Here is a 19,627-nt window from a genome sequence, read left to right as displayed (position 1 = left end):
CTTAAGGTTCGGTCCGTCAAATCACCGGGATCGGCTAATCTGAAAGAGATAACAAAAACGACAGGTGATTGCAGTGAGGCAGACCACCGAAGGATTCCGCGGCCGTTACCGCGCCGACATTCATCCGCTCTACAACCCCTGGCTGCATGGCGCGTTTGTCCTGGTGTTCGGGGCACTGGCAATCAGCGTCTTCTGGAGCAACGTACAACAGGTGCGGCCAGCGGAATGGCTGGCGGTGCCCGTCACGCTGCTGCTGTTCAACCTCGGTGTGTACATGGTGCATCGCCACCTGGGGCATCATAAAAAGAGCTTCGCCCGGCTGTTTTACGCCCGTCACGCAGGCGACCACCACAGCTTCTTCACCCCCGGCCACATGACCTACGACAGCGCCCGCGACTGGCGGGTGATTCTGTTTCCGGCGTGGCTGATCGTGCTGCACACCCTCGCCGTCGCCCTGCCCCTCTGGTGGCTGCTCAAGCACATCAATACCAACGTCGCCGGATTGGTCGGCGGCCTTCTTGTCCTCGGCTACCTGACTTATGAAGTGTTTCATGCCTGCGAGCATCTGCCGTCGCGCAACCCGCTCACACGGCTGCCGTGGATCCGCCAGATGCGCCGCCTGCACGAACTGCACCACCGCCGTGAACTGATGCAGGCGCGTAATTTCAACATCGTTTTCCCGCTGATGGACTACCTGTTCGGCACCCTCTATTGGGAGCCTGAACCTGAACCGCTCAACCCGACGAGAACCCCCATGACCCGCATGCAGCATCAGGTTGTCATTGCCGGAAACCCGATCCAGGTACTTGCCTACGCCAGCACCGTGACCCTTTGGCCGCAATGGCATCCGTCGTCGCTGCGCATCGACGGGCCAAAAGGCCCGCTGCATGCCGGCGCACGTTTCGAGGAAGACATCCGTGCCGGCGGGCGCGACGGGCACTTGCGCTGGGAGGTGGCGGAGTACCTGCCCGGGCGGCGCTGGAGCGCCGAGGCCCGGGGTGACCACGGCCTGTCGCTGGTGGTGACCTATGAATGCGATGCCACCGGCGAAGACACACGTTTCGTCCGCACCCTGGAGTATCAATTCAGCGGCCTGGCAATGCGCATTGCCAACCGCTTGTTGCTCAAGCGGCGCATCGACCGGGAATCGGCGGCGTCGATGTTGGCATTGCGCGACATGGCACAGAAGTATCTGGCCGCGACAGGAGTCGGCGTGTGAGCAGAACCTTCAAATGTCTGTTGCTGGTCATCGTCGTCATCTGCGCCTTCCTGCTGCTGATGCCCACCAAGGTGCGGCCGGTGGCCTGGACACCACAAGCCGCGCCGTCCCTCACCAGCGGAATCTACGCCGACAATCAGCGGCTCAAGGAGGTGGAGCGCGTCGGCGCCGCCAATATCGACGGGCCGGAAGCCTTGTTGCTGGAAAACGACACGCTCATCACCGGCCTGCACGACGGGCGCCTGATCCGTACGAGCCTGGACGGCAAGACCACCAGTATCCTGACCGATACCGGTGGCCGGCCACTGGGCCTGGCCCGGCATCCCAATGGCCTGCTGGTGATCGCCGATGCCGTCAAAGGCTTGTTGTCCCTCGACGCCCAGGGACGCCTGGTGGCCTTGACCACAGAGGCCGACGGCGTTCCCTTCGGTTTTACCGACGACGTGGCCATCGACAAACCCGGCCACTACGCTTATTTCAGCGATGCTTCGAGCCGCTTCGGCTATGGCCACGACGGTGAGGCCGTGATCGAACACGGCGGCGACGGTCGACTGCTGCGCTACGACTTCCAGACCGGCAAAACCTCAGTTGTGCTGGATAAGCTGGAGTTTGCCAACGGCGTGACCCTGGGGCCGGACGATGCCTATGTACTGGTCAATGAAACCGGCGCCTACCGCATCACTCGTTATTGGCTCAGCGGTCCGAAGGCCGGCACCCACGACCTGTTTATCGACAACCTGCCAGGGCTGCCGGACAACCTGTCGTTCAATGGCCACGACCGGTTCTGGGTGGCGCTGTATGCCCCCCGAAACCCCTTGCTCGACGCCACGGCGGCGCATCCGTTCGTGCGCAAGATGATCGTGCGGGCCATGACCGTGTTGCCCAAGCCCGTGGAAAAACACGGATTTGCCCTGGGCCTGGACCTTGATGGCAAAGTGATCGCCAACCTGCAGGACGGCAGCAGCGACAATTACTCCCCCATCACCACCGTGCGCGAGTATGGGGACTGGTTGTATTTCGGTTCGCTGAAAGCCCGGAACATGGTGCGATTGCCGCTAAGCAAGGCATTGCAATGAACAGTCCCCCTTCCTGAATTCACCGAAGCCCCCCTGTAGGAGCGAGCCTGCTCGCGATGGACTCAAATGCACTGCGTTTAGTCAGTAAACACGCGGCATCGTTAACGACCATCGCGAGCAAGCTCGCTCCTACAGAGGGCGGTGTTCATTCTGGATCGATGTCGACACCCTCATCATCCGGCCACTCATCGATGCCCGGCTCTTCCTCGGGATTGATCGTGGTGTGTTCGGGGCTCAGGGGTTCGGGATGAGTGGGGATCGGGTCGTAGCCACCCTGTTGTTCACTGGGGTATTTGGGCTGGGTCATGAGGCACCTCGTTGAGAGCCATAACAGCGGTCTCTGAACATTCGAGGTGCCGGTTGTGATGCCGTTCCAACTTTCCCGCCACCGGTCGTCGGTGGCAGCACGCTGGGTCAGGACGACGAGCCAAGTTGCTTGACGATCTTGTCCTTGACCAGCAGACGTGCCTCCTTGAGCTTCCTTACGGTGTCATCGTTGGACTTGGCCTCCTCTGCTTTCACCACTTCGGCATCCGCCTGGGAATACTTGTTAAGCAGTGAATCCAGTAACGGATCCTTGGTGCGTTTCTGCTGGACTTCTTCCTTTGAGCGTTTCAGATCCTGATAAAGGTCATGGGGCACCGGCATGGAACACCTCCGTTTGTTGATCGGCAGCGAAACGCGATCAATTGCGTTCACCAACTATCAGAATGGCCTCGGTTAGCCTGTTCTGTCGACCACCTGTCAGACCAGCGGTGTCCGTTCGTCGTCCGGTCGCCAATGCGATAAAAACTTGCCTGCGCCGGCACCTCCACCGGTTGACGATCACTCGGTCACCTTTGAAAACCTGCTTGGAGAATCACCTGTTTTTGTCAGCCGTTAAGCACCGTGCGCACCATCTGCGTCAGTGCCTCGGGGTTGTAGGGTTTGCTCAGCAGGTGGGTGTCGGGGCTGAGCTGGTGATTGCGCGAGATAATGTCGCGGGTATGCCCCGAGGTGAACAACACAGCCACCGGTGGCTCCTGCACTTTCGCCCAGGCCGCCAGGTCCGAACTCTTGATCAGGCCGGGCATGACCACGTCGGTGAAAATCAGGTCCACCGCCAGCCCTTCCAGCAACATTTTCATGGCGATGTCACCGTTGGTGGCCGTGAGGACCTGATAGCCCTCCTCGCGCAACAACTCCACCGCCGATACCCTCACGGCCTCATTGTCCTCGACCACCAGGATGCGTTCGTGCCCGCCCCGTTGCGGCACATCAGGGCCCGGCGTTTCGCTGGGGGCCGCGCGCAAGGTGCGCGGGAAGTACAGCTGCACCCGAGTCCCCCGCCCCACGTCGCTGGCGATTTCGATATGACCGCCACTCTGCTTGACGAAGCCAAACACCATACTCAAGCCCAAGCCGGTGCCCTGCCCGTCGGCCTTGGTGGTGAAGAATGGCTCGAACGCCTGGGCCAGCACCTGCGGCGGCATGCCGACGCCGGTATCCGTCACGGACACCCGTACATAGTCCCCGGGGGCAATGCCCTTTGCGGCGCAAAATTTGCGATCGAGGACGATGTTTTCCGCGCACAGGTCAATCCTGCCCTCGCCTTGAAGGGCGTCACGGGCATTGATCGCCAGATTGAGAATGGCGTTTTCCAGTTGGTTGCGATCGACAAACACATTCCAGGAATCTTCGGGTGCCGTCATGTGAACCTGAAGGGTTTCACCCAGGGCACGCAGCAACAGCTCCGCCAGGCCATCGAAAATCTGCCGCAAGGTGAAGACCGCGGGTGACAACGGTTGGCGGCGGGCGAATGCCAGCAATTGCGAAGACAGCTTGGCACCGCGCTCGACGGCGGCAATCGACGCCGAGACCCGGCGCTGCACATTGGCGTTACCCGGTTCATGGCGCGCGAGCAGGTGCAGGTTGCCGGCGATCACTTGCAACAGGTTGTTGAAGTCATGGGCCACACCACCGGTGAGACCGCCGATGGCTTCCAGCTTCTGTGACTGGCGCAGTTGTTCTTCCGCCGCCAGCCGCGCCTCGACCTCATCGGCCACCCGCTGTTCCAGGTTGCGGGTGAACTTGAGCAGGGACTCTTCGGCGGTCTTGCGTTCGTGGATGTCGATCAGCACGCCGGGGAAACGAAACGCCTCGCCCTGCTCATTGAACTCGCAACAACCACTGGCGAGTACCCAGAGGTAGCTGCCATCCGGGCGCCGGATCCGGTATTCGACGTTGTAGGGCTCGCCCGTCTCCACCGACAGTGTGACTCGCTCCTGAACCCAACTGCGGTCATCCGGATGGATCCGGCTTTCAGCGATTTCCTGAGACAGGTTTTGCAGGTCTTGCCCGGGTGGATAAGAGAACGCGCGAGCGAAGCGCTCGTCACCCGACAGCACGTTGGCCTTGATGTCCCAGACAAAGGAACCGAGCAAGGCGCCGGCGTTCAGCGCCAGGCGTACCCGTTCGTTGTCGGCGCGGTAGGCGTCTTCAGCCGCCTGTCGCCGGTGTTCGGAGATCACCCGATCGGTGGTTTCCACCACCATGGCCATGACCCCGGCCGGGCGCCCGTCATCGTCGGCCACCGGGCTGTAGTAGAGGTCCATCCAGACATCTTCCGGAACCCCGTCACGCAGCAGCACCAGTTCTTTGTTGCGATAGGACAAGGTGCCGCCCGCCAGGCAGGTGTCGACCACGTGGCGATTGAATTCGGCAACTTCCGGCCAACCCAGTTCCACGGCAGAGCCGAGCAGATACGGATGACGCCCACCGGCAAACTTGGAATAAGCGTCGTTATAGATCATGTACCCGGACTGGCCCCAGAGCATCACCATCGGCAGTGGGGACGCGAGCATCAACTGCACCGCGCTGCTCAGGCTCCTGGACCATGAATCGAGCGGGCCAAGTTCGGTCCGGCTCCAGTCGAACGCACGAATGCGCCCGGCCATTTCGCCGTTCCACCCGGAGCACCCGTGGCTTTCCTCTAGAAACTGCATCGGCTGGCTCTATCCCGGTAAGTTGCACCCGTTTGTTTCGAGCATCCTGCACGCTATTCGTTTCATAGAGGTATAGCTGATTCTCGCGGGCCACTGGAGATCCCTTGTGGGAGCGGGCTTGCTCGCGAAGGCGGTGTGTCATTCAACATATTCGTCTGCTGATACACCGCTTTCGCGAGCAAGCCCGCTCCCACAATTTGGTCCTCGGTAACCGAGAGTCCGTGCACTACACCTCGATCAAGTGCTTTAGCGGGTTGTAACTGCTTTTCAGGGTGGCCGCGACATCCAGAATGGCCTTCTCGATGCCATTCAAATGCATGCAGGTCAGTTCGATGGCCGCACTCTGGTTGCCTGCTTCGATGTATTCGATCAGCCGCAGGTGTTCGTCGTCGCGACAGGCTTCGTGGCTGTCGTCATCCAGAGCGGCGGCATACAGCGACGCCCGGGAAATCAGCTTCTGGAACCAGTCGAGCAACACCGGGTTGTTCAGGCTGCGGGCCAGTTTGATGTGGAACTCGCCGAGCAGGTGAATCAACCGCTCGTGATCACCGCTTTGATGCGCTTCATCCTCCAACAGCAAGTGATCGCGCAGGTCCTGGGTCACCGCCGTATCACGCCGACGGCACAGTTCGCTGACGATGCCGATCTCGACCAGGCGACGGGTTTCGAACAGCGAACGGATCTCTTCGTCACTGGGCAGCGACACCGACGCACCTTTATTGGGCTCGGTGGTGACCAGCCCGTCGGCTTCCAATTGCTTGAGCGCGGCCCGGACAGACGTGCGGCTGACATTGAACAGCTCGGCCAAAGAGGCTTCGCCGAGCTTCATGCCCGGACGCAACGAACGCTTGCTGATCGCCTCGTAAACCCCTTGGTAGACGCGGTCGACCGTAGTTTCCAGTTTCTTTTCCGTCATTCATCAACTCCTTGCGCCCTGTGCAAACGCCCCTGGCGAATGAACAGCCATTGAAAAAGGGGCTTGCACGGACAGATTAATCCGGGTATTTCTAAATTGCATCCAGATTTTGCATACAATAATTAGAGGAATGCACCATAATGGGTCATCCAACAGCAATCGAAGTGCGAAACGTCTCAAAGCGATATTCCGACGATCCGGGGCTGGCTCCAGCCCTCGATAACGTCTCGGTAGACATTGCCGACAACGAATTCTTCACCCTGCTCGGCCCCTCCGGCTGCGGCAAAACCACCCTGCTGCGCACCATCGCCGGCTTCGAGCATGTCAGCGACGGTGAGATCCGCCTCGCGGGCGAGCCGGTCAACGATTTGCCGCCGTTCAAGCGTCGGGTCAACACGGTGTTCCAGAGTTACGCGCTGTTTCCGCACATGAGTGTTGCGCAGAATATCGCCTTCGGCCTCGAGATGCAGGGCCTTGATCGCAAACTGATTCCGCAGCGGGTCGATGAGATGCTCGCGCTGGTGCAAATGCAGCACCTGGCCAAGCGTAAACCGGCCGAACTGTCCGGCGGCCAACAGCAACGGGTGGCTCTGGCCCGGGCCCTGGCGCCAAAACCCAAAGTGCTGTTGCTGGACGAACCGCTGTCGGCCCTGGACCTCAAGCTGCGTAAGGAAATGCAGGTCGAACTCAAGCGCGTACAGAAAGAAGCCGGGATCACCTTCATTTTCGTCACCCACGATCAGGAGGAAGCCCTGACCCTGTCCGATCGCATCGCCGTGATGTCCGCCGGCAAGATCCTGCAAATCGGCTCGCCCAATGAAATCTACGAACGGCCGCAACACCAGTTCGTCGCGCAATTCATCGGCGACATCAACTTTCTCCCCGGCCACCTCAAGCGCGGCCAGCAGAACGAAAAGCTCTTCGTGCCCAACGGCATGCCCGTGGAAATCCCCTGCCCGGCCCAGGGCTTTGACGGCAGCAAGGTGCAACTGGCGTTCCGCCCCGAGCGCTCGCAACTGGTCGAGCCGACCCAACCGCATCACCTGCGCGGTGTGATCGAGGCCGTGCTGTATGTCGGCACGGCCACGCTCTATCAATGCCGCCTGAACAACGACATCAAGGTCATGCTGCGCGAGAACAACGAAGGCCTGAACCACGGTCGGGTGGTGGGTGATCGCGTCGCGGTCAACCTGCCGCCCCACGCCTGCCTGTTGATGGAGGCCTGAGATGAGCGTCAGCAGCACTTCCCCAGCCCTCAACCGCGCGCTGTTGCTCAGCCCGGTGGTCCTGACCCTGCTGGCCCTGATCGCCATTCCGCTGGGCATCATGGGCTACATCAGCCTGCTGCCGCGCAACGTCTATGGCGGCGTCGACTGGCAGGCCGACTGGCAATTGCAAAGCTACGTGCAACTGTTTTTCCAGGAAGGTTTCGACGGCGAACTGGAGCTGAACTGGGTCTACGCCCAAGCATTGCTGCGCTCGGTGTTCCAGGCCGGTGGCACCACGGTCCTGTGTTTCCTGTTCGGCTTCCCCGTGGCGTTGTGGATGTCGAGCCTGACACCCCGTCGGCGCAACCTGATGGTGTTGCTGATCACCATCCCGTTCTGGACCAACCTGCTGATCCGCAACTACGCCTGGCTGATCATCCTGCGCGAGCACGGCTGGGTCGCCCAGAGCCTCAACGCGCTGTTCCCCCAGGCCGGTGGCATCACCCTGCTCTACAACGACTTCGCGGTCAGCGTCGGCCTGGTCTACAGCTTCCTGCCGTTCATGATCCTGCCAATCTACTCGACCCTGGAAAAACTCGACTGGCGTCTGGTGGAAGCCGCCTATGACCTGGGTGCCAATCGCTGGCACGCGTTGCGGCGGATCATCCTGCCGCTGTCGATGCCGGGGGTGATCGCAGGTGCCTTGTTGGTGTTCGTGCCAAGCCTGGGCGCCTTCATTACCCCGGCGATCCTTGGCGGCGGCAAGACGCTGATGATCGGCAACCTGATCCAGCAGCAGTTCGGTACCGCGCGCAACTGGCCGCTGGGCAGTTCGCTGTCGTTCCTGTTGCTGGGGATCATGTTGCTGTCCCTGGTGCTCTACGCCCTCTATAGCCGCAATGCCGCCAAGACCCACCGCCCGGGAGCACAAGCATGATCGCCCTGCACCTGAAGAAACTGCCCCTGACCCGTGAAGTCAGCCTGTTGATGCTGGCCTACTTGTACCTGCCGATCTTTGTATTGATCGCCTACAGCTTCAACGCCAACCGCTCGGCGACGGTGTGGACCGAGTTCTCGTTCGACTGGTACGGGCGAATCCTGGCCAACCCGTCGATCCAGACCGCGGCGCTCAACTCGATCATCGTCGCCAGCATCGCTACGGTCTGCGCCACGGCGATTGCCCTGCTCGCGGCACTGGCGACCTACCGGCCGTTCTACGGACAGAGAATGGTCGAGGGCGGGATCAACCTGCCACTGATCCTGCCGGAGATCGTCACCGCCGTGGCCACCCTGCTGCTGTTCATGGCACTGGGGATCAAGCTCGGTCTGCTGACGGTGATCGTCGCGCACATCGGCTTCTGCATTCCCTTCGCCTACCTGCCGATCCGCGCGCGGCTCAACGACCTGGACAAGAGCCTGCTGGAAGCGGCGAACGACCTGTACGCCAACCCCTGGCAGGTGTTCCGCCGGGTGACCTTGCCGCTGCTGTGGCCGGCGGTGCTGTCCGGTTCGGTGCTGGCGTTCGTGGTCAGCCTCGACGATTTCATCATGACCTTCTTCGTCGCAGGTCCCGGTTCGACCACCCTGCCGGTGTACATCTTCTCGGCGATCAAGGCCGGCGTGACGCCAGAGATCAACGCGATTTCGACCCTGATGCTGGTGATTTCCATCGTGCTGGTAGTGCTGGCCTTCTGGCTGGGACAGCGCGGCAAACAACAATAAGCCTGGAGACTTCTATATGAGCAAGAAAGTGAAAAGCATGCGTTTCGCCGTTGCCGGTCTGGCCTTGAGTTGCTTCACCGCGTTCACGGCGTTCAGCGCCCAGGCCGCCGAGCCCAAGGAACTGTTCTTCTACAACTGGACCGACTACTACCCGGTGGAACTGTTGGCCAAGTTCGAAAAGGAGACCGGGATCAAGGTCACCATGGACGGCTACGACAGCAACGAAACCCTGCTGGCCAAGTTGCAGGCCGGCGGCGCGGCCTATGACGTGATCGTGCCGTCGCAATCGATCATGCGCACCCTGATCAACCAGGACCTGCTGCTGGAAATCGACGCCTCGGCCCTGCCCAACTTCCAGTACGTCAAGCCGGCGTTCCGCGACCCGAGCTTCGACCCCGGCCGCAAGTTCTCGGCACCGTACCTATGGGGCACCACCGGGTTCTCCTATGACAGCGCCCGGGTGCCCGGCGGCAAGCTCGACGACTCGTGGAAAGAGTTCTTCGAGCCGCGCAAGGAACTGCAAGGTCAGCTCGCCGCCCTCGACACCTCCAGCAGCGTGATCAACGCCGCCAGTCACTACCTGAATGTCGACGAGTGCAGCGAAAACCCGCAGGACGCCAAGCGCATCCTCGAACTGCTGCAAAAACAGAAACCCTTCCTGAAGATGTACAGCTCGGACAACACCGTCGACCGCATGGCCAGCGGTGAAGTGATCATGATGCAGAACTGGAACGGTTCCACCGCGCGGGCCACCTTGCAGAAGAGCACGATCAAATACGTGTATCCGAAGGAAGGCCTGGCGATGTTCCAGGACAACTTCGCCGTACCGAAAAGCGCGCCACACCCCGGCAACGCGAAGATCTTCATCGACTGGATGATGAAACCGGAGAACGCCGCCGCCGTGTCCAACGCCATCGCCTACGCCAACGGCATCCAGAGCGACAAGCTGATCGACGCCAAATGGCGGGTGATGGACGCCATCAACATGCCCGACGAATTCGCCGCGCGCCTGCGCCCGGAAAAGGAATGCAGCAACAAGGCGCGGGAGCTGCAGGACCGCATTTGGGCCAAGCTCAAGGGCTGATTGCCTTTCGACCGAGTCGCGCCCATCGCGAGCAAGCTCGCTCCCACAGGGATTTTGTGAACGTCAAAGATCTACTGTGGGAGCGAGCTTGCTCGCGATGAGGCCCGCCAAGACACCATTGAATTTGAGGTTTGCAATGAATCAACCCCGCTGGCTGCGCAACGTGCGCCCCTACGGCGCCACCGCCGAAGACCTGCTGATCGAAAACGGCCGCTTCAGCCAACGCCGCCCCGCTTCGAACGAAGCCCTGTCGGCCACCGACATCGACGGCCAGAACCAGTTGCTCACCCCCGCCCTGGTGGAAAGCCACGTGCACCTGGACAAAACCCTCTGGGGCCAGCCCTGGCGCCCCAACAGTGCCGGCCCGACCCTCAAGGACTACATCGCCAACGAACGGCGCATCCTGCGTGAAGTCACCACACCGATTGCGCAACGGGCCGGCGCCCTGCTGGAAAACTGCATCGCCCGCGGCTCGCTGACCATGCGTTGCCACGTCGACATCGACCCGGAATTCGGCCTGCGGCATGTCGAGGCCATGCAGCAACTGCGTGAAAACTACCGCGACCTGATCGACCTGCAACTGGTGGTGTTCCCGCAGACTGGTTTGATCAGCCGCCCCGGCACCGCCGAACTGATGCGCGAAGCCATGGCCCTGGGCGTGGAGAACGTCGGCGGGCTGGACCCGTGTGGTATCGATAACGACCCTGTCGCACAACTGGATTTCGTCTTCAAACTGGCCAGCGAATTCGACCGGGGCGTCGACATTCACCTGCATGACAAAGGTGAGCTGGGGCTGTGGCAGATCGCCCTGATTGCCGACTACACCGAGCGCTTCGGCCGCCAAGGCCGGGTGATGATCAGCCACGCGTACTGCCTGGGGATGTTGCCGTGGAGCCAGGTCAAACCGGTGGCCGAACGCCTCGCGACACTGGGTATTTCGTTGATGAGTTCGGCCCCGGCCGATTGCGCGGTGCCGCCGTTCCTGGCCCTGCGCGAAACCGGCGTGAATGTGTGCCTGGGCTCGGACGGTATTCGTGATGCCTGGTCGCCCATGGGCAACGGCGACATGCTGGAGCGGGCGATGTTGCTGGCGTTCCGCTTCGACTTGAACAAGGACGAAGAACTGGCGGCAGCGTTCGAGGCGGCGACCGTCAACGGCGCCCAGGCGCTGGGTTGCCAAGCCAATCGCCTGGAGATTGGCCAGCCGGCGGACTTCCTGTTGATGCCGGTACAAACACTGGGTGAGGCGGTGGTTTCACGGCCGCTGCGTCAGGTCTATCGCGCGGGTCAGTTGATTGCTGCGGGTGGCCGTTTGCTGGAAAGCCGTCTGTGAAGCGCATCGGCTTGCGGGCCAGTTGCGTGGTCGGCTTCGACGGCACGCGGCATGTGCTGTGGCGCGATGGCGAAGTGGTGTTCGCAGGCGCGCGCATCGAGTTTGTCGGGCGCGATTATCCGGGCCCGGTGGATCAGTGGGTTGATTACGGTAATGCGCTGATCGGTCCCGGCTTCATCGATCTGGATGCCTTGGGCGATCTCGATTCCACGGTGCTAACCCTGGACAACGGCGACGAGCGCGACATGGGCCGGATGTGGTCGGCGCAGTATCTGGCCCATGGATCGCGGGAAAGCTACAGCCCCGAAGAAGAAGTCTTCAAATACCGCTACGCCTTCACCCAACTGATCCGCAACGGCATCACCACGGCCATGCCGATCACCTCGATGTATTACCGCGAGTGGGCCGAGACCTACGACGAATTTGCGGCGGTGGCAGGTGTGGCCGCCGAACTGGGGCTACGCACTTACCTCGGTCCCTGCTACATGAGCGGCATGAGTTACTGGCAGGTCGATGGAACCCTGGCGCACCACTGGGACGAAGCCCGGGGCATGGCCGGGCTCGACGCCGCCGAGCGGTTTTTCCGGGATTTCGACGGCGCGCACAACGGCCTGATTCGCGGTGCACTGCTGCCCGATCGCATCCAGACCTGCACCCCGGCGTTGCTGCAACGCACCGCCGCGCTGAGCCGGGAACTCAACGCACCGATGCGTTTGCACTGCTGCCAGGGCCTCGGTGAAGTGGCGATGGTCGAGCAACTGCGCGGCACCTCGCCACTGGGCTGGCTGCAGCAGCTTGGGCTTTTGACCCCGCGCAGCCTGCTGCCCCACGGCATCTACACCCGCGGCGATGACGACCTGCAACGGGTGGTGGACGGCGGCGCCAGTCTGGTGCATTGCCCGGTGGTGTTTGCCCGGGACGGCGAGGCGCTGAATTCGTTTGGTCGCTATCGGGCCAAAGGCATCAACTTCGCCCTGGGCACCGACACCTGGCCGGCAGACTTGCTGGACAACATGCGCCAGGGCCTGAACATCGCTCGCCTTATGGAAGGCGGTAACGATCTGACCAGCACGCTGGACCTGTACAACGCCGCGACCCTCGGCGGTGCCAAGGCACTGGGCCGCGACGATCTCGGACGCCTGGCGCCCGGGGCCAAGGCCGACATCACCGTGTTCAACCTGCGCGGGATGCACCTGGGGCCGCTATTCGATCCACTGAAAAATCTTGTTCTGGCCGGTCGCGGTGACGACTGTATCGCCAGCTACATCGACGGCCGCTGCGTGATGCGGGACGGCCAGGTCGAGGGCCTCGACTACCCCGCCCTGCAAGGCCAGGCCCAACGCCAATTCGAAAAATTGATGCGCAGCCACAGCGACCGGGCCTTTGATCAACCGGACTGGAAAAGCCTGTTCCAGCCCGCCATCCCGTTCGCCGACGACTACAGCGCACAGGCGCCACTGAGCGCGATTGATCCACTTCTCTAGAGATTTCTGCCCATGCAAAGCTTCGACTTCAGCACATTGAGCCCACGGGACAAATACAAGATCCTGATCGGCAGCGTCGTGCCACGGCCGATAGCCCTGGTCACCACCGTCGACGGCGAAGGCCGGATCAACGCGGCACCGTTCAGCTTCTTCAATGCGCTTTCCGCCGATCCACCGATCCTCGCCCTGGGTGTGGAAAACTACGGCGACCAAAGCCCCAAGGACACCACTCGCAATATCCAGCTCAATCAGGAATTCACCGTGAACATCGTCAGCGATGCCCTGGTGGAAGCCATGAACGTCTGCGCCGTGCCCTTCGCCCCCGGCTTCGACGAACTGACCGCCGCCGGCCTCACCGCCATCCCCGGCACCACGGTCAAATGCCCGCGCATCGGCGAAGCTCCGGTGGCGCTGGAGTGCCGCCGGATGATGGCCCTGTCCATCGGCCAATCCCGGGAGATTATCTTTGGTGAGGTGCTGATGGCCCATGTGCGTGACGAACTGATCGATCCGAAAACCCTGTACATCGACCAGTTGGGGCTGGATGCGATCGGACGCATGGGCGGGCATGGCTATGCGCGCACGCGGGACTACTTCGACTTGCCGACACGCTCGTTGCAGGCCTGGACGGATGCGCCGGGGGGTGGCGAGCGGTTTTGGCCGCTGGCCAAATAACAGGCATTGACACAAACCCTGGGGGGAGCGGCTTTTGTGGCGAGGGGGCTTGCCCCCGTTGGGCTGCGAAGCAGCCCCCAAACCAATCACCGCAATAATTTCAGGCACGCCGCATTCAACGGTTTTACGACGGCTTCGCCGCCGAACGGGGGCAAGCCCCCTCGCCACAAAAGCTCCCGCAGCAGATCAATGAAAATCCCGGCTGCGCACAGTAATGCCATCCAGCAACGGGCTCAGGTCACTCAAGCGTCCGGCTATCAGATGCCGCACCTCGCCCTCTTTCTCCCAGCGCCCATCGACCTTGAGCAACTGCGAGCCAACCAGCACCTGGCGCTGACGCTCGGCCAGGTCGCGCCACACCACCACGTTGACGTTGCCGAACTCGTCCTCAAGGGTGACAAACGTCACGCCGCTGGCGGTGGCCGGACGTTGTCGGCCGGTGACCAGCCCGGCAACGCTGACTGGCCGACCGTGCTCGACGTCCAGCAACTCCTTCGAACTGCGGCAGCGCCGCGCCTTCAACTCACCGCGTAACAGGGCCAACGGATGCGGCCCGAGGGTGGTGCCGACACTGGCGTAATCGGCTTGCAGGTCCTCGCCCACAGTGGGCTTTGGCAACGACACCGCGTCCTCCTCCCGGCTCGGCAGGCCGGCGAACAAGCCGAGCTGTTTTTGTACCCCGGCCACTTCCCAACGTGCCCGATGCCGGTCGCCGGCCAGGCCACGCAACGCGCCCGCATCGGCCAGTTGCTCCTGGGCGCGGGCATCGAGTCGCGCCCGTTCGCCGAGGTCGGCAATGTCGGCAAACGCCCCTTTGGAGCGTGCCGCCTCGATGCGTCGGGCATCGTCCTCGCGAAAGCCCTTGATCATGCGTAGCCCCAAGCGAATCGCCGGTTGCGCACCGCTGATCGGTTCCAGACTGCAATCCCAGTCGCTGGTGCGCACGTCCACCGGGCGAACCTGCAAATGATGGCGCCTGACGTCCTGCAGAATCTGGTCCGGGCTGTAGAACCCCATCGGCCAACTGTTGATCAGCGCACAAGCGAAGGCCGCCGGCTCGTGGCATTTCAACCAGCAACTGGCGTAAGTCAGCAAGGCAAAACTGGCCGCGTGGGACTCGGGAAAACCGTAGCTGCCAAAGCCCTTGATCTGCTCGAAGATCTGCGCGGCGAACTCCGGCGTGTAGCCTTTTTTCTTCATGCCGGCGGCCAGTCGATCCTTGTGCGGTTCGAGCCCGCCGTGGCGTTTCCAGGCAGCCATGGAGCGGCGTAGCTGGTCGGCCTCGCCAGGGCTGTAGTCGGCGGCGACGATGGCGATCTGCATCACCTGTTCCTGAAACAGTGGCACGCCAAGGGTGCGTTTCAACACCTCCCGCAACTCTTCGGAGGGGTAGGTTTCAAGCTCTTCCTTGTTTCGACGACGCAGGTACGGATGCACCATGCCGCCCTGGATAGGTCCGGGGCGAACGATGGCCACCTCGATCACCAGGTCATAGAACTTGCGGGGCTTGAGCCTGGGCAGCATCGACATTTGCGCCCGGGACTCGATCTGGAACACGCCGATGGTATCGGCACGACCGATCATGTCGTAGGTCTGTGAATCCTCGGAGGGCACCGTTGCCAGGCTCAAGTCCCGGTTGCGATGACGGCGCAGCAAGTCGAAACAACGACGAATCGCGCTGAGCATGCCCAGGGCCAGGATATCCACCTTGAGCAACCCGACCGCATCGAGATCGTCCTTGTCCCACTGGATGATGGTGCGCTCGGCCATCGCGGCGTTTTCCACCGGCACGAGGTGATCGAGCGGCTGCTCGGAAATGACGAAGCCGCCGGGGTGCTGGGACAGGTGCCGGGGGAAGCCGATCAGTTGCTGTGTCAAGCTCAACACCCGACGCAACACCGGGCTTTCAGGGTCGAAACCGCCTTCACGCAGGCGCTCCACGGGCGGCGTTTCATCACTCCAGTGACCACAGCAATCGGCCAGGGCATTGATCTGGTCTGGCGGCAAACCCAGCGCCTTGGCCACATCGCGCACCGCACCGGCCGCATGGTAAGTGCTGACCACGGCTGTCAGTGCCGCGCGGGTTCGACCATAGCGCTGGAACACGTACTGCAAGACTTCTTCGCGGCGTTCGTGCTCGAAGTCCACATCGATATCCGGTGGCTCGTTGCGCTCCCTGGAGAGAAAGCGCTCAAACAGCATGTTCATTCGCTCGGGGTCGATCTCGGTGATGCCCAAGGCGAAACACACCGCCGAGTTGGCCGCAGAGCCTCGGCCCTGGCAGAGAATCTTCTCGCGCCGGGCGAAGGCGACGATGTCCTGAACGGTCAGGAAATAGCTTTCATAACCCAGCTCGGCGATCAGCCCGAGCTCCTTGTCGATCAGCCCGCGAACCTTTTCGCTTGCACCGTCGGGCCATCGCTCGCGCATCCCTCGCTCGGTCAACGCCCGCAGCCAGGACTCTGCGCTGTGCCCTTCTGGCACCAGTTCGCGAGGATATTGATAACGCAACTGGCCAAGATCAAAGGTGCAGCGCCGGGCGATGTTCAGCGTTTCTGCCAGCAAGCCGGGCGGATAAAGTTCCCCCAGCACGTCCAGGCTGCGCAGATGGCGTTCGCCGTTGGGATGCAGGCGCAGCCCGGCATCGGCCACCGGCAGGTGATGACGGATCGCGGTCATGGTGTCCTGCAAGGCGCGCCGGCCGCGAGCATGCATGTGCACATCGCCACTGGCCACGGCCGCAATACGCAACTCCCTGGCCAGGCTCAGCAGATCGTTCAGGCGCCGGGCATCGTCCTGACCGCGGTGCAACTGCACCGCCAGCCACACGCGCTCGGCGAAGACCTGTTTGAGCCAGCGCCCCTGTTCAAAGGCATCGACAGCGTCCGGCACCCACAACGCCAACAGGCCCGGCAACGGTTCGCTGAAGTCTTCGCGCAGCACTTGATACTGACCTTTCTGCGTGCGGCGCCGGGCGCAGGTGATCAATCGGCACAGCGCCTGATAACCCTCGAGGCTCTCCACCAGCAGCACCAGTTTCGGACCGTTCTCGATGCGTATTTCACTGCCGATGATCAGCGGCAACTTCACGGACTTCGCCGCTTGCCAGGCGCGAACGATGCCCGCCAGGGTGCATTCGTCGGTGATCGCCAGGGCTTGATAACCCTGTTTTTTCGCGCGCTGGAACAGCTCGAGGGCACTGGAGGCACCGCGCTGGAAGCTGAAGTTCGACAGGCAGTGCAGTTCGACATAGTCGATGCTCATGCGAACCAGCCCTGCAGCCACAACGGGCCATCCTCACCGACCGCCCGGTAGGCCCAGCCCTGCTGGCCGGCACGGGTTTCGATCAGGTAATAGTCACGGCGTACGTCGTCACCGTCCCACCAGCCGGACTCGATACGCTCCGGCCCCATGAGGATGCGCGCCGAGCCCTGATGCACGGCCAAGGGTTCAGTCAACAGCCAGCCCGGCCGTTTCACGGCGGCCGGCACCGCGCAAGGCTGGCTGTCGGCACTGGCCTGCCACGCGCACTCGGGACGGTGATCGGCCTGGAAACCCAAGCCATGCACCGCGTCATCCCCCAACCGTGCACGCAGGCGTTCGCGCAGTTGCTCCCAGGGCAAGGACTGCTGCGGGCGATCGTCGAACAGTTCCCGATGCTGGGGCACGAAGGCCGGCAAATCCTCGGCGCGCAAGCGAAAGCCGCGCACCGGCGCCTCGACCTGGACTTGCTCCAATCGCCCCCGGGCCAGTTCGAAGAGCATCGCCGGATCGCGCTCGGCGCTGAGCAGGCCGACCTTGATGAGCGTATCCGGCAACCCGGCGTGTTCCAGATGCAGGTCGAAACGCTGTACGCCGCTGTCGCGACCACAGAGGAACGCCGACAGGTCGCCGGTCAACCGGCGCAACGGAAACAGCAAGGCTTGATGGGACTGCACATCGAAATTGAGCTCGATCCGCACATCGAAGCGGTCCGGCGGCAGGTAAAACGCCAGCGCCAGCCGCCGCAAACCCGACAGGGCATCCAGATGCTTGAGCACCTGAGCCTCGAAACGCCGGGCCAGGCTATGCCGGGGCAGTGCCTGCACCTGGCTCAAGGTGCGCAAGCCCATGCGCGACAAGGCCGTGGCGACCGAGGCTTCGAGGCCGATCCGGTCGACAGGCATTTGCCCCAGGTGATGCTGCAAGGCTTGATCGTCCGGCACCACCAGACCGTCATAGGCGTTGGCCAGCACCCGCGCCGCCACCGGGTTGGGCGCGGCCACGATGCGGTGCCGAAATCCCAGTTCGCCGAGCTCACGGCGCAAAAGCGCTTCGAATTGCGGCCAGGCGCCGAACAAACCGAGGCTGGATTCGATCTCGAACACCACGGCCCGGGGGTAATGCACGCTGACCTGGGAACTGAAGCGATAGGCCCAGGCGGCGAGAAACTGCTGCCAGTGTTCGATTTCAGCGGCGTCGTATTCGGCCGTGACAAAGCCTTTGCTCAAGGCCTGTGCCGCGCTCATGGACTGGCCGGGACGCAAACCCAGCGCCCGCGCTGCGCCGTTGACGGCCTGCAGCACCCGGCGCTGGGCCGGGCCGGTCAGCAACGCCAGGGGTTCCTCGGGATCGGCGCGCTGACGCAGTACCGCGTCCAGCGCCAATTGCGGGAAAACAATGCAGACCCAGCGCATGGCAACCTCAATGCCCCACGGCGAAGGCAATCGGCGCCGAACGGGCCAGGCCGCCGCGGCACTTGAGCACGCGCAGTTGTGCCGGTCGGGCATCGATGGCAATGCGCAGGGCCGCCGGCGAAGGATTGATCGCTTCACTGAGGGGGCGATAGGCGAAGGCCAGGGTCTGGCCGGTTTCCGCCGCCACCTGCAAGCGGCGCAAGGCACGGTCATCGGCCTTGTGCGGCCAGCACAGCACCGCGCCGCAACTGCCCGAACGCAGGCATTGTTCCGCGGCCCACAGCGCATCGCGCTCGCTGGCCTGGATGATCGACAACTGACGCAGATCGACCCCAGCACCCTGCCACGCCTGGGGATACGGCATATAAGGCGGCGCCACCAGCACGATGCGCTCGCCCGCCGCCGACAGCCGTGCCAGCGTCGGCCACACCAGTTGCAACTCGCCCACGCCCTGCCCGGCCAAGAGGATTTCCGTCAGCGCCGCCTCCGGCCAGCCTCCGCTGGGCAATGCAGCGTCCAGCGCGGCATGCCCGGTGGGTTGCGGGCTGGCGGCCGGTGGCGCAGGCCGGCCCTTCCAGACCTGGCCGCCATTGAACAGCGTATCCAGCACAACGACGGCACCCATCAGCCTTGCCTCACCAGGCCACAGAACACGCCTTCGATGGCCAGGTCCCGGTCGGCCTCGACAATGATCGGCTGGTAGGCCGGGTTGCGTGGCAGCAGGCGAACCACATCGCCGACCCGCTCGAAGCGCTTGATGGTGACTTCGCCGTCGAGCCGCGCCACGACGATCTGGCCATTGAGCGCCTCGGGGTTGCGGTGCACGCCCACCAGATCGCCATCGAGAATGCCGTCCTCGATCATCGAGTCACCCCGGACCCGCAGCATGTAGTCCGGCACCCGCGAAAAGATCGACGGATCGAGCAGCAAGCGGCTATGGACCTCCGCATCGGCCCCAATCGGCGCACCGGCCGCCACCCGGCCGAGTACCGGGATGTCCAGCAACTCGGGACGCGGCGGCTGCCCGAGCAGGCGAATGCCCCGGGCCTGATGCGGGTTGACCTCGATAAACCCGGCTTCGGTCAGCGCCAGCACATGCTTGCGCGCCACGCTGCGGGAGGCAAAACCGAACGCCTCGCTGATTTCAGCGAGGCTCGGAGGCTGACCGTGCTCGGCGATGCGATCGCGGATAAAGGTCAGGATGGCGGTACGGCGGGGAGTCAGAGTCGTCATGGAGTACATTTGTACTC

The 19,627-nt window shown here is 62.7% G+C and carries 17 protein-coding genes; 9 read left to right on the top strand and 8 right to left on the bottom strand.

The window, feature by feature from the left end; translation table 11 throughout:
• Positions 1–73 precede the first annotated feature (73 nt).
• Together AC1RDQ_RS22655 and AC1RDQ_RS22650 are read left to right on the top strand one after the other, a co-directional pair.
• Complete coding sequence (locus AC1RDQ_RS22655; RefSeq protein ID WP_223501989.1) at positions 74–1,219, top strand: sterol desaturase/SRPBCC family protein; 1,146 nt, start codon at positions 74–76, stop codon at positions 1,217–1,219.
• Positions 1,216–2,295 (top strand): SMP-30/gluconolactonase/LRE family protein, encoded by a 1,080-nt coding sequence (locus AC1RDQ_RS22650; RefSeq protein ID WP_154946718.1) that lies wholly within the window; start codon positions 1,216–1,218, stop codon positions 2,293–2,295. The genes AC1RDQ_RS22655 and AC1RDQ_RS22650 overlap by 4 nt, the downstream gene beginning before the upstream one ends.
• Positions 2,296–2,440: 145 nt before the next feature.
• Here AC1RDQ_RS22650 and AC1RDQ_RS22645 read toward each other — a convergent pair whose 3' ends face one another.
• From AC1RDQ_RS22645 to AC1RDQ_RS22630, 4 genes are all read right to left on the bottom strand, one after another.
• Positions 2,441–2,602 (bottom strand): hypothetical protein, encoded by a 162-nt coding sequence (locus tag AC1RDQ_RS22645; protein ID WP_492588183.1) that lies wholly within the window; start codon positions 2,600–2,602, stop codon positions 2,441–2,443.
• Between the two features lie 107 nt (positions 2,603–2,709).
• Positions 2,710–2,943, bottom strand: coding sequence for a DUF465 domain-containing protein (locus tag AC1RDQ_RS22640; protein WP_057714363.1), 234 nt, complete (start codon positions 2,941–2,943; stop codon positions 2,710–2,712).
• Between the two features lie 224 nt (positions 2,944–3,167).
• On the bottom strand, positions 3,168–5,279 hold the full coding sequence (locus AC1RDQ_RS22635) for a hybrid sensor histidine kinase/response regulator (RefSeq protein ID WP_223501991.1): 2,112 nt from the start codon (positions 5,277–5,279) through the stop codon (positions 3,168–3,170).
• 226 nt (positions 5,280–5,505) lie between these two features.
• Complete coding sequence (locus AC1RDQ_RS22630) at positions 5,506–6,195, bottom strand: GntR family transcriptional regulator (protein WP_007973313.1); 690 nt, start codon at positions 6,193–6,195, stop codon at positions 5,506–5,508.
• Positions 6,196–6,335: 140 nt separating this feature from the next.
• Between AC1RDQ_RS22630 and AC1RDQ_RS22625 the strand changes: the two genes are divergently transcribed.
• The 7 genes from AC1RDQ_RS22625 to AC1RDQ_RS22595 all read left to right on the top strand — a co-directional run bounded on the left by AC1RDQ_RS22625 (position 6,336) and on the right by AC1RDQ_RS22595 (position 13,701).
• Entirely contained in the window at positions 6,336–7,421 is a 1,086-nt protein-coding gene (locus tag AC1RDQ_RS22625) for an ABC transporter ATP-binding protein (RefSeq protein WP_154909259.1), read from the top strand.
• Between the two features lies 1 nt (position 7,422).
• Positions 7,423–8,340 carry an ABC transporter permease gene (locus AC1RDQ_RS22620; RefSeq protein WP_407516798.1) on the top strand — a complete coding sequence of 306 codons (918 nt, stop codon included), beginning with the start codon at positions 7,423–7,425 and terminating at the stop codon, positions 8,338–8,340.
• Complete coding sequence (locus AC1RDQ_RS22615; protein ID WP_492588182.1) at positions 8,337–9,125, top strand: ABC transporter permease; 789 nt, start codon at positions 8,337–8,339, stop codon at positions 9,123–9,125. Before AC1RDQ_RS22620 ends, AC1RDQ_RS22615 begins: the two co-directional genes overlap by 4 nt.
• A gap of 16 nt (positions 9,126–9,141) precedes the next feature.
• Positions 9,142–10,209, top strand: a complete 1,068-nt coding sequence (locus AC1RDQ_RS22610; protein ID WP_057714355.1) for an extracellular solute-binding protein — start codon at positions 9,142–9,144, stop codon at positions 10,207–10,209.
• Positions 10,210–10,345: 136 nt separating this feature from the next.
• Entirely contained in the window at positions 10,346–11,542 is a 1,197-nt protein-coding gene (locus AC1RDQ_RS22605; protein WP_492588181.1) for an amidohydrolase family protein, read from the top strand.
• The gene (locus tag AC1RDQ_RS22600; protein ID WP_492588179.1) at positions 11,539–13,026 is read left to right on the top strand and encodes an amidohydrolase family protein; all 1,488 of its coding nucleotides are present in this window, start codon (positions 11,539–11,541) and stop codon (positions 13,024–13,026) included. Before AC1RDQ_RS22605 ends, AC1RDQ_RS22600 begins: the two co-directional genes overlap by 4 nt.
• A 12-nt stretch (positions 13,027–13,038) precedes the next feature.
• The gene (locus tag AC1RDQ_RS22595; protein WP_007973324.1) at positions 13,039–13,701 is read left to right on the top strand and encodes a flavin reductase family protein; all 663 of its coding nucleotides are present in this window, start codon (positions 13,039–13,041) and stop codon (positions 13,699–13,701) included.
• Between the two features lie 186 nt (positions 13,702–13,887).
• Here the strand turns inward: AC1RDQ_RS22595 and AC1RDQ_RS22590 are convergent, their stop codons facing one another.
• From AC1RDQ_RS22590 to lexA, 4 genes are read right to left on the bottom strand one after another with little or no spacing between them, the layout of a single operon-like run.
• Complete coding sequence (locus tag AC1RDQ_RS22590) at positions 13,888–16,986, bottom strand: error-prone DNA polymerase (protein WP_492588178.1); 3,099 nt, start codon at positions 16,984–16,986, stop codon at positions 13,888–13,890.
• Complete coding sequence (locus AC1RDQ_RS22585) at positions 16,962–18,377, bottom strand: Y-family DNA polymerase (protein WP_492588177.1); 1,416 nt, start codon at positions 18,375–18,377, stop codon at positions 16,962–16,964. Before AC1RDQ_RS22585 ends, AC1RDQ_RS22590 begins: the two co-directional genes overlap by 25 nt.
• 7 nt (positions 18,378–18,384) lie before the next feature.
• Positions 18,385–19,002 (bottom strand): translesion DNA synthesis-associated protein ImuA, encoded by a 618-nt coding sequence (gene imuA, locus AC1RDQ_RS22580; protein WP_492588176.1) that lies wholly within the window; start codon positions 19,000–19,002, stop codon positions 18,385–18,387.
• On the bottom strand, positions 19,002–19,619 hold the full coding sequence (gene lexA / locus AC1RDQ_RS22575; protein ID WP_007987463.1) for a transcriptional repressor LexA: 618 nt from the start codon (positions 19,617–19,619) through the stop codon (positions 19,002–19,004). Before lexA ends, imuA begins: the two co-directional genes overlap by 1 nt.
• Positions 19,620–19,627: the final 8 nt, after the last annotated feature.

Source organism: Pseudomonas sp. GW823-FHT02E01, from assembly GCF_058797535.1.
The sequence above is the reverse complement of the archived record's forward strand: the minus strand, read 5'-3'. Positions and strand labels throughout refer to the sequence as shown.